This window comes from uncultured Escherichia sp., from assembly GCF_948475835.1.
Taxonomy (GTDB): Bacteria; Pseudomonadota; Gammaproteobacteria; order Enterobacterales; family Enterobacteriaceae; genus ECMA0423.
The window spans coordinates 39,277-55,131 of sequence record NZ_CAOLGM010000002.1; the positions used below are offsets into that span (position 1 = coordinate 39,277).

Here is a 15,855-nt window from a genome sequence, read left to right on the forward strand (position 1 = left end):
CTCACTCCTGGTCTATTTCTATCCGCCGAATCTGTAAACCGTCGTCTGCCACAATCTGTAGCATGTCACCATGACACTGTGGACAGCGGCGGACGCGCTGGGTCAGTAGCGTCACATACTGTTGGCATGTTTCACACCAGCATTCGGCCTCTTGTTCTTCGAGGTGCAGTTTACAACCTTCCGCCACGCTGCCGCGGCAAACCAGATCAAAACAAAAGGCAAGAGAGCTGGTTTCGACACAAGAAAATGCGCCAATTTTGAGCCAGACCCCAGTTACGCGTTTTGCGCCGTGTTTTGCGGACTGCTGTTCGATCAATTCCAGTGCCCGTTGGCAGAGGGTTATTTCGTGCATATCGCCTCCCATTAACTATTGCCAGCTACAAGCAATAATTGTGCCAGTGTTGATTATCCCTGCGGTGAATAATGTCGATGATGTCGAAATGACACGTCGACACGGCGACGAAATTCATCTTTATCTTAAAAATCTCTTTAATAACAATAAATTAAAAGTTGGCACAAAAAATGCTTAAAGCTGGCATCTCTGTTAAACGGGTAACCTGACAATGACTATTTGGGAAATAAGCGAGAAAGCCGATTACATCGCACAGCGGCATCGTCGCCTACAGGACCAGTGGCACATCTACTGCAATTCGCTGGTTCAGGGGATCACGTTATCGAAAGCGCGCCTGCATCACGCCATGAGCTGCGCGCCGGACAAAGAACTCTGTTTCGTCCTTTTTGAACATTTTCGTATTTACGTCACCCTGGCGGATGGCTTTAACAGCCACACCATCGAGTATTACGTCGAAACAAAAGATGGCGAAGACAAACAGCGGATTGCGCAGGCGCAACTGAGCATTGACGGCATGATTGATGGCAAGGTCAACATCCGCGATCGCGAACAGGTTCTGGAACACTATCTCGAAAAAATCGCTGGCGTTTACGACAGCTTATACACCGCCATTGAAAACAATGTGCCGGTGAATTTAAGCCAACTGGTAAAGGGACAAAGCCCGGCAGCATGAGCTGAGGCTTTGCCCGTTTTGCAGGCGTTACGCCTGTTTGGGGATGGGCGTGTCGATGAGTGTCGAAAATGACATTTCATCGGCATGTTTTCGTCAAAAATGACAATCACCTGAGGAATGCCTGGTGAATCGTTTTGTAATTGCTGACTCCACGCTCTGTATCGGCTGCCACACTTGTGAGGCCGCCTGTTCAGAGACGCATCGCCAGCACGGCCTGCAATCAATGCCGCGCCTGAGAGTGATGCTGAATGAAAAAGAATCTGCGCCGCAGCTCTGTCACCACTGTGAAGATGCACCCTGCGCGGTGGTCTGCCCGGTTAACGCCATCACCCGCGTTGATGGGGCCGTGCAGTTGAATGAAAGCCTGTGCGTAAGCTGCAAGCTGTGCGGCATCGCCTGCCCGTTTGGCGCAATTGAATTTTCCGGCAGCCGTCCGCTGGATATTCCTGCAAATGCCAATACCCCGAAAGCGCCACCGGCACCGCCTGCTCCGGCGCGTATCAGTACGCTGCTTGACTGGGTGCCGGGTATTCGCGCGATCGCCGTCAAATGTGACCTTTGTAGCTTTGATGAACAAGGTCCGGCCTGCGTGCGGATGTGCCCGACCAAAGCCCTGCATCTGGTGGATAACACCGATATCGCCCGCGTTAGCAAACGTAAGCGTGAGCTGACCTTTAACACGGACTTTGGCGATCTCACCTTGTTTCAGCAGGCTCAAAGTGGAGAGGCTAAATGAGCGCAATTTCCCTGATCAATAGCGGCGTGGCGTGGTTTGTCGCCGCCGCTGTTCTGGCATTTCTCTTTTCTTTTCAAAAGGCGCTAAGCGGCTGGATAGCCGGAATTGGCGGCGCGGTTGGTAGCCTGTATACGGCAGCCGCGGGCTTTACTGTGCTGACTGGCGCGGTTGGCGTGAGCGGTGCGCTGTCGCTGGTAAGCTACGATGTGCAAATCTCTCCGCTTAACGCGATTTGGCTGATTACGCTCGGTCTGTGCGGTCTGTTTGTCAGCCTCTACAACATTGACTGGCATCGCCACGCGCAGGTGAAGTGCAACGGCTTGCAGATCAATATGTTGATGGCTGCCGCCGTCTGCGCCGTCATCGCCAGCAACCTCGGCATGTTCGTGGTAATGGCTGAAGTCATGGCCTTGTGTGCGGTGTTCCTTACCAGCAACAGCAAAGAGGGCAAACTGTGGTTTGCGCTGGGGCGTCTTGGCACTCTGCTGCTGGCGATTGCTTGCTGGCTGCTGTGGCAGCGTTATGGCACGCTGGATCTGCGCCTGCTGGATATGCGTATGCAACAGCTGCCGCTCGGTTCCGATATCTGGCTGCTCGGTGTGATTGGCTTTGGCCTGCTGGCCGGGATTATTCCGCTGCACGGCTGGGTGCCGCAGGCACATGCTAACGCCTCTGCGCCAGCTGCCGCGTTGTTTTCTACGGTAGTCATGAAAATTGGCCTGCTGGGCATGTTAACCCTGTCACTGCTTGGCGGTAATGCACCGCTGTGGTGGGGGATCGCGCTGCTGGTGCTCGGCATGATCACCGCGTTCGTCGGTGGTCTGTATGCGTTGATGGAACACAACATCCAGCGCCTGCTGGCTTACCACACCCTGGAAAATATCGGCATTATTCTGCTGGGGCTGGGCGCTGGCGTAACGGGTATCGCGCTCGAACAACCGGCACTGATTGCTCTTGGCCTGGTCGGTGGTCTGTACCATCTGCTTAACCATAGCCTGTTCAAAAGCGTACTGTTCCTCGGAGCGGGGAGCGTCTGGTTCCGTACCGGTCATCGCGATATCGAAAAACTCGGTGGTATTGGCAAGAAAATGCCGGTTATCTCCATCGCCATGTTAGTCGGGTTAATGGCAATGGCTGCGCTGCCGCCGCTGAACGGGTTTGCCGGGGAATGGGTTATCTATCAATCCTTCTTCAAACTGAGCAATAGCGGCGCGTTTGTTGCCCGTCTGCTGGGGCCGCTGCTCGCTGTGGGTCTGGCAATTACCGGTGCGCTGGCGGTGATGTGTATGGCGAAAGTCTATGGCGTCACGTTCCTCGGCGCGCCGCGTACCAAAGAAGCCGAAAACGCCACCTGTGCGCCGCTCCTGATGAGCGTAAGCGTAGTGGCACTGGCGATTTGCTGCGTAATTGGCGGTGTTGCTGCGCCGTGGCTGCTGCCGATGCTCTCTGCTGCTGTACCTCTGCCTCTGGAGCCTGCTAACACCACCGTTTCTCAACCAATGATCACATTGCTGCTGATTGCCTGCCCGCTGCTGCCATTCATCATTATGGCGATTTGCAAAGGCGACCGCCTGCCGTCACGTTCCCGCGGTGCGGCCTGGGTGTGCGGCTACGACCATGAAAAATCAATGGTGATTACCGCTCACGGTTTTGCCATGCCGGTGAAACAGGCGTTTGCGCCAGTGCTGAAACTGCGCAAATGGCTGAATCCGGTGTCGCTGGTGCCGGGCTGGCAGTGCGAAGGTAGTGCGTTGCTGTTCCGCCGGATGGCGCTGGTTGAACTGGCGGTACTGGTGGTGATTATTGTTTCACGAGGAGCCTGAGAATGAGTGTTTTATATCCGTTAATTCAGGCGCTGGTGTTATTTGCCGTTGCGCCGCTGCTCTCCGGTATTACCCGCGTGGCGCGCGCCCGTCTGCATAACCGTCGTGGGCCGGGTGTGTTGCAGGAGTATCGTGACATTTTCAAACTGCTGGGCCGCCAGAGCGTTGGCCCGGATGCCTCCGGCTGGGTGTTCCGCCTGACGCCGTATGTGATGGTGGGCGTCATGCTGACTATCGCTACTGCGCTGCCGGTGGTGACCGTCGGTTCTCCGCTGCCGCAACTGGGCGATTTGATCACCTTACTGTATCTCTTTGCCATCGCGCGTTTCTTCTTTGCTATTTCCGGTCTGGATACCGGTAGCCCGTTTACTGCTATCGGCGCGAGCCGTGAAGCGATGCTTGGCGTGCTGGTCGAACCGATGCTGCTGCTTGGTCTGTGGGTTGCCGCACAGGTTGCCGGTTCCACCAACATCAGCAACATCACCGACACCGTTTATCACTGGCCGCTGAGCCAGAGCATCCCGCTGGTGCTGGCGCTTTGTGCCTGTGCGTTCGCCACTTTTATCGAAATGGGCAAACTGCCGTTCGACCTGGCGGAAGCCGAGCAGGAGTTGCAGGAAGGTCCGCTCTCCGAATACAGCGGTAGCGGCTTTGGCGTCATGAAATGGGGTATCAGCCTGAAACAGCTGGTGGTGTTGCAGATGTTCGTCGGGGTGTTTATTCCGTGGGGACAAATGGAAACCTTCACCGCTGGTGGACTGCTGCTGGCGCTGGTGATTGCCATCGTCAAACTGGTGGTCGGCGTCCTGGTTATCGCGCTGTTCGAAAACAGCATGGCCCGTCTGCGTCTTGATATTACTCCGCGCATTACCTGGGCTGGGTTTGGCTTTGCATTTTTAGCGTTCGTCTCCTTGCTGGCGGCGTGATTAAAGAGAGTTTGAGCATGTCTGAAGAAAAATTAGGTCAACATTATCTCGCCGCGCTGAATGAGGCATTTCCGGGCGTCGTGCTGGACCACGCCTGGCAGACCAAAGATCAGCTGACTGTCACCGTAAAGGTGAACTACCTGCCGGAAGTGGTGGAGTTTCTTTACTACAAACAGGGTGGCTGGCTGTCGGTGCTGTTTGGTAACGACGAACGCAAACTGAATGGTCATTACGCCGTTTATTACGTGCTGTCGATGGAGAAGGGCACTAAGTGTTGGGTAACGGTTCGCGTCGAAGTTGACGCCAACAAACCGGAGTATCCGTCCGTGACGCCGCGCGTTCCGGCGGCTGTGTGGGGCGAGCGCGAAGTGCGCGATATGTACGGTTTGATTCCGGTTGGTCTGCCGGATGAACGTCGTCTGGTGCTGCCGGATGACTGGCCGGATGAACTTTATCCGCTGCGTAAAGACAGCATGGATTATCGTCAGCGTCCGGCGCCGACCACCGATGCTGAAACCTACGAGTTCATCAATGAACTGGGTGACAAGAAAAACAACGTCGTGCCGATTGGTCCGTTGCACGTCACTTCCGACGAACCGGGTCACTTCCGTCTGTTCGTCGATGGCGAAAATATTATCGACGCCGACTACCGCCTGTTCTACGTCCATCGCGGCATGGAAAAACTGGCGGAAACCCGTATGGGGTACAACGAAGTGACCTTCCTCTCTGACCGTGTGTGCGGCATCTGCGGCTTTGCTCACAGCACCGCCTACACCACGTCGGTGGAAAACGCGATGGGTATTCAGGTGCCAGAACGTGCGCAGATGATCCGCGCCATTCTGCTGGAGGTGGAACGCCTGCACTCGCATCTGCTCAACCTCGGCCTGGCCTGTCACTTTACTGGCTTCGACTCCGGCTTTATGCAGTTCTTCCGCGTGCGTGAAACCTCCATGAAAATGGCAGAGATCCTTACCGGTGCGCGTAAAACCTACGGCCTGAACCTGATCGGCGGGATTCGTCGCGATCTGCTGAAAGATGACATGATCCAGACCCGCCAGCTGGCGCAACAAATGCGTCGTGAAGTGCAGGAGCTGGTGGATGTGCTGCTGAGTACGCCGAACATGGAACAGCGCACTGTCGGCATTGGTCGTCTGGACCCGGAAATCGCCCGCGATTTCAGTAACGTTGGCCCGATGGTCCGCGCCAGCGGACACGCTCGCGATACCCGCGCCGATCACCCGTTTGTTGGTTATGGCCTGCTGCCAATGGAAGTCCACAGCGAGCAGGGCTGCGACGTTATTTCCCGTCTGAAAGTGCGTATCAACGAAGTCTATACCGCGCTGAACATGATCGACTACGGTCTGGATAACTTGCCGGGTGGTCCGCTGATGGTGGAAGGCTTTACCTACATTCCGCACCGTTTCGCGCTGGGCTTTGCCGAAGCGCCGCGCGGCGACGATATCCACTGGAGCATGACCGGCGACAACCAGAAGCTGTACCGCTGGCGCTGCCGTGCCGCGACCTACGCGAACTGGCCGACCCTGCGCTACATGCTGCGTGGCAATACCGTTTCCGATGCGCCGCTGATTATCGGTAGCCTGGACCCTTGCTACTCCTGTACCGACCGCATGACCGTGGTCGATGTGCGTAAGAAGAAGAGCAAAGTGGTGCCGTACAAAGAACTCGAGCGTTACAGCATTGAGCGTAAAAACTCGCCGCTGAAATAAGGAATCGCCATGTTTACCTTTATCAAAAAAGTCATCAAAACCGGCACGGCGACCTCGTCTTATCCGCTGGAGCCGATTGCGGTTGATAAAAACTTCCGTGGTAAGCCAGAGCAGAACCCGCAGCAGTGCATCGGCTGCGCGGCCTGCGTCAATGCCTGCCCGTCAAACGCCTTAACGGTTGAAGCTGACCTCGCCACAGGAGAGCTTGCGTGGGAGTTTAATCTCGGGCGCTGCATCTTCTGTGGACGCTGCGAAGAAGTCTGCCCGACGGCAGCGATCAAACTGTCGCAAGAGTACGAACTGGCGGTGTGGAAGAAAGAAGATTTCCTGCAACAGTCCCGTTTTGTGCTGTGCAGCTGTCGCGTCTGCAATCGTCCTTTCGCCGTCCAGAAAGAGATCGACTACGCCATTGCGCTGCTTAAGCACAATGGTGACAGCCGCGCGGAAAACCACCGCGAAAGCTTTGAGACTTGCCCGGAATGTAAGCGCCAGAAATGCCTGGTGCCGTCCGACCGTATTGAACTGACTCGCCATATGAAAGAGGCCATCTGATGAGCAATTTATTAGGCCCCCGTGACGCCAACGGCATTCCGGTCCCGATGACGGTGGATGAATCCATCGCCAGCATGAAGGCGTCGTTACTGAAAAAAATCAAACGTTCTGCCTACGTTTACCGCGTGGACTGCGGCGGCTGCAACGGCTGCGAAATCGAAATTTTCGCCACGCTTTCGCCGCTGTTTGATGCAGAACGCTTCGGCATTAAAGTCGTTCCTTCACCGCGTCATGCGGATATTTTACTGTTTACCGGCGCGGTCACCCGTGCAATGCGATCCCCTGCGCTGCGTGCGTGGCAGTCCGCGCCGGACCCGAAAATCTGTATCTCCTACGGTGCCTGCGGTAACAGTGGCGGGATCTTCCACGATCTCTACTGCGTGTGGGGCGGTACGGATAAAATCGTCCCGGTAGATGTCTACATCCCTGGTTGCCCGCCAACGCCTGCCGCCACGCTGTACGGCTTTGCAATGGCGCTCGGCCTGCTGGAGCAGAAAATTCACGCCCGTGGCCCGGGTGAGCAGGATGAACAACCGGCGGAAATCCTGCATGGCGATATGGTGCAGCCGCTGCGTGTGAAAGTGGATCGCGAAGCACGCCGCCTGGCAGGTTATCGTTACGGTCGTCAGATTGCCGATGACTTCCTGACACAGTTAGGGCAGGGCGAAGAACAGGTTGCACGCTGGCTGGAAGCGGAAAACGATCCGCGTCTGAACGAGATTGTCAGCCATCTGAATCATGTTGTAGAAGAGGCGCGTATCCGATGAGTGAAAAGGTGGTGTTCAGTCAACTGAGCCGTAAATTTATTGATGAGAACGATGCCACGCCCGCCGAGGCGCAGCAGGTGGTCTATTACAGCCTGGCGATTGGTCACCACCTTGGGGTTATCGATTGCCTGGAAGCGGCGCTCACCTGCCCGTGGGATGAATATCTGGCATGGATTGCCACTCTGGAGGCGGGCAGCGAAGCCCGCCGCAAAATGGAAGGCGTGCCGAAATATGGTGAGATCGTCATCGACATTAACCATGTGCCGATGCTGGCCAACGCATTCGATAAAGCCCGGGCAGCGCAAACTTCGCAGCAGCAGGAATGGAGTACAATGCTGCTAAGTATGCTGCATGATATTCATCAGGAAAACGCCATCTATTTGATGGTGAGGAGACTGCGTGACTGACGTTTTACTCTGTGTTGGCAATAGCATGATGGGCGATGATGGCGCAGGCCCGCTGCTGGCGGAAAAGTGCGCCGCCGCGCCGAAAGGTAACTGGGTGGTGATTGACGGCGGTAGTGCACCGGAAAACGACATCGTCGCCATCCGTGAACTGCGCCCTACGCGACTGCTGATTGTCGACGCCACTGATATGGGGCTAAACCCCGGCGAGATCCGCATCATCGACCCGGATGATATCGCCGAGATGTTTATGATGACTACCCATAACATGCCGTTGAACTACCTTATCGACCAGTTGAAAGAAGATATTGGCGAAGTGATTTTCCTCGGCATCCAGCCGGATATCGTCGGCTTTTACTACCCGATGACCCAGCCGATTAAAGATGCGGTTGAAACCGTTTATCAACGACTGGAAGGCTGGGAAGGAAATGGTGGATTTGCGCAGTTAGCGGTGGAAGTAGAGTAGTTTTTCATTAAGGAATCAGGACAGGGATGTTCTTGATGGGGTGAACCAGCTCTGATGCCAAATGCTAAATTGCCCGATGCGCTGCGCTTATCGGGCCTTCATGGTTCGTGCGACATGTAGGCCGGATAAGGCGTTCACGCCGCATCCGGCACTGTTACCTACTCTAAATCTTCCCCATTACTGGCAATCACTTTTTTATACCACCAGAATGATTTCTTACGCGTGCGCGTCAGCGTACCGTTGCCTGCGTCGTCACGGTCAACAAAGACAAAGCCGTAGCGTTTGCTCATTTCACCCGTAGAGGCGGAAACTAAATCAATACAGCCCCATGTGGTGTAGCCCATCAGCGGAATGCCGTCTGCAATCGCTTCGCCCATTGCGCGGATATGTTCGCGTAAGTAGCTGATGCGATAGTCGTCGTTAATCTCGCCATTGGCAGCAAATTCATCTTTTGCGCCCAGGCCGTTTTCCACCAGAAACAGCGGCTTCTGATAACGATCGTACATCATATTCATGGTGATACGCAGACCGAGTGGATCAATTCCCCAGCCCCAGTCGCTCACCTGTAGATACGGATTACGCAGCGATTTCACCACGTTCGCCGCACTGCTGTTGTTGGCGTTCATCTCCGCCGAGGCGCAGCGCGAGGCGTAATAGCTGAAAGAGACAAAATCGACGGTGTTTTTCAGGATTTCATCATCGCCCGGTGCTTTGTTGATGGTTACCCCTTTTTCGCGGAATACGCGGGCAGAGTAAGCCGGATACGTGCCCCGCGCCTGCACATCGATAAAAAACAGGTTTTCCCGGTCTTTCTCCAGCGCCGCCCAGACATCTTCCGGCTTGCAACTGTAAGGGTAGAAGTTACCGCCCGCCAGCATACAGCCCACCTGATTTTGCGGGTTAACCTCATGGGCGATTTTGGTGGCTAGCGCACTGGCAACCAGCTGGTGATGCGCGGCCTGATATTTCACCTGATCCTGATTTTCACCTTCTTCAAACACCAGACCCGCGCCGGAGAACGGGCTATGCAACATAATGTTGATTTCATTGAAGGTTAGCCAGTATTTCACCAGACCATCAAATGCTTCAAAGCAGGTTCTGGCGTAGCGGCTGAAAAACTCCACCAGCTTGCGGTTACGCCAGGAGCCATATTCGGTGACCAGATGCATCGGCACATCGAAGTGGCACAACGTGACCAGCGGTTCGATACCGTACTTTTTACACTCTTCAAAGACAGAACGGTAAAAAGCAATGCCCTGCTGATTGGGCGTGATTTCATCGCCCTGCGGAAAGAGGCGGCTCCAGGCAATTGAGGTACGGAAAACCTTGAATCCCATCTCTGCCATCAGGGCGATATCTTCTTTATAACGATGATAAAAATCCGTCGCCTCATGGCTGGGATAAAACTCGTCATCGCGCAACTGAAAACGTTTTTCCAGCCCCAGTTTCACCGCCATTCGATGCTCGCCGTGCGGGATCATATCGACCGTGGTCAGTCCTTTGTCACCTTCACGGAACGCACCTTCAGACTGGTTGGCGGCAAGCGCGCCGCCCCATAAAAAACCTTCTGGAAATACTGACATTTTCATCCTCAATTAAGACTTACTTCTTTGGCGACGGTCGGTTGTGCGCTCTGATGCTTTCGCGCCTCGGCAGCCGCTTCCTCAACAGGAATATCCTCAAAGCCGAGCAATAGTGTGAGGATAAACGACAGCACCACCGCCAGCGCCATGACCGCGAACACCCAGACGATGCTCATTGGATTCGCCGGATCGAAGAATTGCACGCTGGTAAATAACCCCGGCGCTGCCATTGAGTGGCTGGCAAGCCCCGCCATACCGGCAACCGCGCCGCAAATAAAACCGCTGATAAGACTGGCGATAAGCGGACGTTTCAGGCGGATCGCCACGCCGTATAACGCCGGTTCGGAAATCCCCGCCATAATGGCTGATGCCGCCGCAGCCAGCGCCGTCTGGCGCAGTTCCGGGTTTTTCGTTTTCCACGCCACCGCCAGTGATGAACCGCCCAGCGACAGGTTAGCGCCGATCTCTGACGGCATGACCATCCCTTCTTTGCCGGTTTCGGCAATGGTCTGAATGATGGTTGGCGTAAAGACGCGGTGCATCCCGGTCATTACCAGCAGAGGCCACAGCGCGCCCATAATGGCGACTGAAAGCCAGCCCAGATAACCATGAATGGTGTAAACCAGCGCCGAAATGGCGCTACCGATCCAGATACCAATCGGGCCAATCAGCAGGATTGCCAGCGGTGCGGCAATCAACACAATCAGCATTGGCTTGAGGAAGTTTTTGGTCACAGCCGGTGTAATGCGATCCACCCAGCGTTCGATATATGACAGGCACCAGGTCATCACCAGCGCCGGGATCACCGTGTAGGTATATTTCACCGCGGTGACCGGAATCAGGGCAAATTCGACATGTTCACCCTGGGCCGCTTTCGCCATCAGTTCAATAAAGCTCGGATGTACCAGCACACCTGCGATGGCAATCGCCAGCGACATATTGGTTTTAAATTTGATGGCGGCAGATGCCGCGACCATTAGCGGCAGGAAGAAGAAAGCACCGTCACCAATCACATTCAGAATGGTTAAGGTCGGCGATCCTTTTGTCAACACGCCGCTCATCTCGAGGATCATCGCCAGCAGTTTGACCATCGATCCGCCGATAATCGCCGGGATCAGCGGTGACATGGTGCTGATCAGCGCATCGAGGATCCCCGCACCAATGCGACGCAGCGTGAGTTTGGGTTTACCCACGGGCTGTACGGGCTGCATATCTCCCGGCAGCAGGCTGACGACTTCCTGAAAGGCTTGTGAAACGGTATTGCCGATAATCACCTGACACTGGTTGTCACTACGTACCACGCCGAGCACGCCGGGGATGGTTTTTAACGTCGGGCTGTCGATAAGCTGGTCATCTTTGATAACAAAGCGCAAACGCGTCATACAGTGCGTGACTGCCGAGATGTTATCAACGCCGCCCAGTGCCGCTATCACCGAGCGTGCCAGCGCCGCATAATTTTTGGCCATCGGATTTTATCCTGTTATCAGTAGGGTAGATGTAGTTGTTATCAGTCGACGTAACGGAAAAATGCCGATGCTGAAACGGAATTAGGAAACCGGTTTCACAAAATCATGAATAGTTGTCACTAAATAAGCAAGAGAGTTAATTGTTCATTTTTTATATTTGTGAAACCGGTCACCTGAATATTTTTCCCGCCGATTGCGCAAGGACAATCGGCAAACGGTGCAGTACACTGCGTTGATTGCGTGTAAAGGGATGAAAATGATGACGACGATGCTGGAAGTGGCGAAGCGCGCCGGGGTTTCAAAAGCGACCGTTTCCCGCGTGCTTTCAGGTAATGGCTACGTCAGCCAGGAGACTAAAGATCGCGTGTTTCAGGCGGTAGAAGAGAGCGGTTACCGCCCAAATTTGCTGGCCCGCAATCTGTCGGCGAAGAGTACTCAGACGCTGGGGCTGGTAGTGACCAACACGCTTTATCACGGCATTTATTTTAGTGAATTACTGTTTCATGCCGCGCGAATGGCGGAAGAGAAAGGGCGGCAGTTGCTATTGGCAGATGGTAAACACAGCGCCGAAGAAGAGCGCCAGGCGATTCAGTATCTGCTGGATTTGCGCTGCGACGCCATTATGATTTACCCGCGTTTTTTAAGCGTGGATGAGATTGATGACATCATTGACGCGCACAGTCAGCCGATAATGGTGCTTAATCGCCGCCTGCGCAAAAACAGCAGCCATAGCGTCTGGTGCGATCATAAACAGACCAGCTTTAATGCCGTGGCAGAGTTGATAAACGCCGGACATCAGGAGATTGCTTTCCTTACCGGCTCGATGGATTCCCCCACCAGCGTTGAACGTCTTGCCGGGTATAAAGACGCGCTGTCGCAGCATGGTATTGCGCTCAATGAAAAACTTATCGCTAACGGTAAATGGACGCCCGCCAGCGGGGCCGAAGGGGTAGAAACGTTGCTCGAACGTGGGGCTAAATTTAGCGCGTTAGTTGCCAGTAACGACGATATGGCGATAGGTGCGATCAAAGCGTTGCACGAGCGCGGCGTAGCGGTGCCAGAGCAGGTGTCGGTTATCGGATTCGATGATATCGCAATTGCCCCCTACACCGTTCCGGCGCTCTCCAGCGTAAAAATTCCGGTAACAGAGATGATTCAGGAAATTATTGGACGGCTGATTTTTATGCTCGATGGCGGGGATTTCTCACCGCCGAAAACCTTCAGCGGAAAACTGATCCGCCGCGACTCACTCATTGCCCTTTCGCGATAAACATTGTCATCACATGTCATCGTCACTAGTGTCGATGACATCTTTTTTCCTGCATTACAGAAATTAATTTCCTTAAATAACAGCAAATTAAAAACTGGCATGATTTGTGAATGTATCGGCGCATTAACTGTCATTGCTGGAGAATTTGATGAACCGTTTCATCATTGCTGACGCGAGTAAATGTATTGGTTGCCGTACCTGTGAAGTGGCGTGCGTGGTTTCTCATCAGGAAAATCAGGACTGTGCATCGCTGACCCCGGAAACCTTTTTACCGCGAATCCATGTCATTAAAGGTGTGAACATTTCCACGGCGACAGTCTGCCGTCAGTGTGAAGATGCACCGTGCGCTAACGTCTGCCCGAATGGTGCTATCAGCCGTGATAAAGGGTTTGTTCATGTGATGCAGGAACGTTGCATTGGTTGCAAAACCTGCGTGGTGGCTTGCCCGTATGGCGCGATGGAAGTGGTGGTACGTCCGGTGATCCGCAACAGCGGCGCGGGGCTGAATGTACGGGCTGACAAAGCTGAAGCCAATAAATGCGACCTGTGCAACCATCGCGAAGACGGCCCGGCGTGTATGGCGGCTTGCCCGACCCATGCGCTGATTTGTGTCGATCGTAATAAACTTGAACAACTGAGCGCAGAAAAACGTCGCCGTACGGCGCTGATGTTCTAAAAATCTTATAGAACTGTTCTGGCATCAAAGGAATTCCCGGAAATATTCGTAGAATACGGAGCTGGCGGTATCGCCGACCTGAGACTGCCGGATACGACGCAGTCGTGTCCGGCAGGGCGGGTTACGCAATTCATGATGGCGGGAATAACTCAATGGCAAAAAACACATCTTGCGGTGTCCAACTGCGTATTCGTGGCAAAGTGCAGGGCGTCGGTTTTCGTCCGTTTGTCTGGCAGCTGGCACAGCAATTAAATCTTCACGGCGATGTCTGTAATGACGGCGATGGCGTAGAAGTCCGGCTGCTGGAAGACCCGGAAACGTTTCTTGTTCAATTGCATCAGCACTGCCCGCCGCTGGCGCGTATTGATAGCGTCGAGCGTGAGCCGTACATCTGGTCACAACTGCCCACCGAGTTCACTATCCGCCAGAGCGCGGGAGGTGCCATGAATACGCAAATTGTCCCGGATGCCGCTACTTGCCCTGCCTGTCTTGCCGAAATGAATACCCCAGGCGAACGGCGTTATCGTTATCCGTTTATCAACTGTACCCACTGCGGCCCGCGTTTCACCATTATTCGCGCCATGCCTTACGACCGCCCGTTTACCGTGATGGCGGCGTTTCCGTTGTGTCCGGCTTGTGACAAAGAGTACCGCGACCCGCTCGATCGTCGCTTCCACGCCCAGCCGGTGGCCTGCCCGGAGTGTGGCCCACATCTTGAATGGGTAAGTCATGGTGAACATGCAGAACAAGAGGCGGCATTACAGGCGGCTATCGCACAGTTAAAAATGGGCAACATTGTCGCCATCAAAGGGATTGGCGGATTTCATCTTGCCTGCGATGCACGTAACAGTAACGCGGTGGCGACACTGCGGGCGCGCAAACATCGCCCGGCGAAACCGCTGGCGGTCATGTTGCCAGTGGCTGACGGTTTACCAGACGCTGCGCGCCAGTTGCTTACCACGCCCGCCGCGCCGATTGTGCTGGTGGATAAAAAATACGTTCCTGAGCTTTGTGATGATATCGCCCCTGACCTTAACGAAGTCGGGGTAATGTTGCCTGCGAACCCGCTCCAGCATTTGCTGTTACAGGAACTGCAATGCCCGCTGGTGATGACCTCCGGCAACCTGAGCGGTAAACCACCAGCTATCAGCAACGAACAGGCGCTGGCGGATTTGCAGGGCATTGCCGACGGATTCTTGATACATAACCGCGACATCGTGCAGCGGATGGATGATTCGGTGGTGCGCGAAAGCGGCGAAATGCTGCGCCGTTCACGCGGGTATGTGCCGGATGCGCTGGTTTTGCCTCCGGGCTTTAAAAATGTTCCGCCTGTGCTGTGTCTTGGCGCGGATCTGAAAAACACCTTCTGCCTGGTGCGCGGTGAACAAGCGGTGTTGAGTCAGCATCTGGGCGATTTAAGTGACGATGGCATCCAGATGCAGTGGCGCGAAGCGTTACGCCTGATGCAAAACATCTACGATTTCACTCCGCAATACGTTGTGCATGACGTGCATCCGGGCTATGTCTCCAGCCAGTGGGCGCGCGAAATGAATCTGCCGACGCAAACGGTGCTGCATCATCATGCCCACGCAGCGGCGTGTCTGGCAGAGCATCAGTGGCCGCTGGATGGCGGTGATGTCATTGCTTTGACGCTCGATGGTATCGGTATGGGGGAGAACGGCGCTTTGTGGGGCGGCGAGTGTCTGCGGGTGAACTATCGCGAATGTGAGCACCTGGGCGGCTTGCCTGCAGTGGCGCTTCCGGGTGGCGATTTGGCGGCGAAGCAGCCGTGGCGAAACCTGCTGGCGCAGTGCCTGCGCTTTGTGCCGGAGTGGCAGAATTATTCTGAAACAGCAAGTGTGCAACAGCAAAACTGGAGCGTGCTGGCGCGGGCCATTGAGCGTGGAATTAACGCGCCGCTGGCGTCATCGTGTGGGCGGTTGTTCGATGCCGTGGCGGCGGCACTGGGCTGTGCGCCAGCCACGTTAAGTTATGAAGGTGAAGCGGCTTGTGCTCTGGAGGCACTCGCAGCTTCGTGCCACGGAGTGACGCATCCGGTGACAATGCCGCTGGTGGACAATCAACTGGATCTCGCCACTTTCTGGCAGCAGTGGCTGAACTGGCAGGCACCGGTTAATCAACGCGCGTGGGCGTTTCATGATGCGCTGGCGCAGGGTTTTGCCGCGTTGATGCGTGAGCAGGCCACGATGCGTGGTATCACTACGCTGGTATTTAGCGGCGGGGTTATTCATAACCGTTTGCTGCGTGCACGTCTGGCGCATTATCTCGCTGATTTCACATTGCTCTTTCCACAGAGTTTACCGGCGGGTGATGGCGGTTTGTCTCTGGGGCAGGGGGTTATTGCTGCGGCGCGTTGGTTAGCGGGTGAAGTCCAGAACGGATAAAACGTGTTGCATTTGGACACCATTGCCGG

At 54.9% G+C, this 15,855-nt stretch carries 15 protein-coding genes; 12 read left to right on the plus strand and 3 right to left on the minus strand.

Annotated features, from left to right (window positions below):
• Window position 1 precedes the first annotated feature (1 nt).
• Window positions 2-352 (minus strand): hydrogenase maturation nickel metallochaperone HypA, encoded by a 351-nt coding sequence (gene hypA, locus QZF50_RS00735; protein ID WP_290388808.1) that lies wholly within the window; start codon window positions 350-352, stop codon window positions 2-4.
• A 211-nt stretch (window positions 353-563) separates the two neighbouring features.
• On the opposite strand from hypA, the gene hycA reads away from it, so the two are divergent.
• From hycA to hycI, 9 genes are all read left to right on the plus strand, one after another.
• Window positions 564-1,025: a formate hydrogenlyase regulator HycA gene (hycA, locus tag QZF50_RS00740; RefSeq protein ID WP_000158056.1), complete on the plus strand. Its 462-nt coding sequence runs from the start codon at window positions 564-566 to the stop codon at window positions 1,023-1,025.
• A 124-nt stretch (window positions 1,026-1,149) separates the two neighbouring features.
• On the plus strand, window positions 1,150-1,761 hold the full coding sequence (gene hycB / locus QZF50_RS00745; protein WP_001079181.1) for a formate hydrogenlyase subunit HycB: 612 nt from the start codon (window positions 1,150-1,152) through the stop codon (window positions 1,759-1,761).
• Window positions 1,758-3,584 carry a formate hydrogenlyase subunit 3 gene (hycC, locus tag QZF50_RS00750; protein ID WP_001274407.1) on the plus strand — a complete coding sequence of 609 codons (1,827 nt, stop codon included), beginning with the start codon at window positions 1,758-1,760 and terminating at the stop codon, window positions 3,582-3,584. Before hycB ends, hycC begins: the two co-directional genes overlap by 4 nt.
• 2 nt (window positions 3,585-3,586) lie before the next feature.
• Entirely contained in the window at window positions 3,587-4,510 is a 924-nt protein-coding gene (gene hycD, locus QZF50_RS00755) for a formate hydrogenlyase subunit HycD (RefSeq protein WP_000115199.1), read from the plus strand.
• A 17-nt stretch (window positions 4,511-4,527) separates the two neighbouring features.
• Window positions 4,528-6,237 carry a formate hydrogenlyase subunit HycE gene (gene hycE / locus QZF50_RS00760; RefSeq protein WP_001288134.1) on the plus strand — a complete coding sequence of 570 codons (1,710 nt, stop codon included), beginning with the start codon at window positions 4,528-4,530 and terminating at the stop codon, window positions 6,235-6,237.
• A 9-nt stretch (window positions 6,238-6,246) separates the two neighbouring features.
• Window positions 6,247-6,789 carry a formate hydrogenlyase subunit HycF gene (gene hycF, locus QZF50_RS00765; protein WP_000493777.1) on the plus strand — a complete coding sequence of 181 codons (543 nt, stop codon included), beginning with the start codon at window positions 6,247-6,249 and terminating at the stop codon, window positions 6,787-6,789.
• The gene (hycG, locus tag QZF50_RS00770; RefSeq protein WP_000067399.1) at window positions 6,789-7,556 is read left to right on the plus strand and encodes a formate hydrogenlyase subunit HycG; all 768 of its coding nucleotides are present in this window, start codon (window positions 6,789-6,791) and stop codon (window positions 7,554-7,556) included. Before hycF ends, hycG begins: the two co-directional genes overlap by 1 nt.
• Window positions 7,553-7,963, plus strand: a complete 411-nt coding sequence (gene hycH, locus QZF50_RS00775; protein ID WP_001291921.1) for a formate hydrogenlyase assembly protein HycH — start codon at window positions 7,553-7,555, stop codon at window positions 7,961-7,963. The genes hycG and hycH overlap by 4 nt, the downstream gene beginning before the upstream one ends.
• Entirely contained in the window at window positions 7,956-8,426 is a 471-nt protein-coding gene (gene hycI / locus QZF50_RS00780) for a hydrogenase maturation peptidase HycI (protein WP_000132962.1), read from the plus strand. Before hycH ends, hycI begins: the two co-directional genes overlap by 8 nt.
• A gap of 158 nt (window positions 8,427-8,584) precedes the next feature.
• Here hycI and ascB read toward each other — a convergent pair whose 3' ends face one another.
• A complete protein-coding gene (ascB, locus tag QZF50_RS00785) occupies window positions 8,585-10,009 on the minus strand; it encodes a 6-phospho-beta-glucosidase AscB (RefSeq protein WP_000110307.1) in 1,425 nt (474 codons plus the stop codon).
• Window positions 10,010-10,017: 8 nt separating this feature from the next.
• Window positions 10,018-11,475 carry a PTS cellobiose/arbutin/salicin transporter subunit IIBC gene (ascF, locus tag QZF50_RS00790; protein WP_001107881.1) on the minus strand — a complete coding sequence of 486 codons (1,458 nt, stop codon included), beginning with the start codon at window positions 11,473-11,475 and terminating at the stop codon, window positions 10,018-10,020.
• Window positions 11,476-11,734: 259 nt separating this feature from the next.
• On the opposite strand from ascF, the gene ascG reads away from it, so the two are divergent.
• The 3 genes from ascG to hypF all read left to right on the plus strand — a co-directional run bounded on the left by ascG (window position 11,735) and on the right by hypF (window position 15,826).
• The gene (ascG, locus tag QZF50_RS00795) at window positions 11,735-12,745 is read left to right on the plus strand and encodes a DNA-binding transcriptional regulator AscG (RefSeq protein WP_001363554.1); all 1,011 of its coding nucleotides are present in this window, start codon (window positions 11,735-11,737) and stop codon (window positions 12,743-12,745) included.
• Between the two features lie 148 nt (window positions 12,746-12,893).
• Entirely contained in the window at window positions 12,894-13,421 is a 528-nt protein-coding gene (hydN, locus tag QZF50_RS00800; RefSeq protein WP_001078777.1) for an electron transport protein HydN, read from the plus strand.
• 152 nt (window positions 13,422-13,573) lie between these two features.
• A complete protein-coding gene (gene hypF, locus QZF50_RS00805; protein WP_001107672.1) occupies window positions 13,574-15,826 on the plus strand; it encodes a carbamoyltransferase HypF in 2,253 nt (750 codons plus the stop codon).
• The last annotated feature ends 29 nt before the right edge of the window (window positions 15,827-15,855 follow it).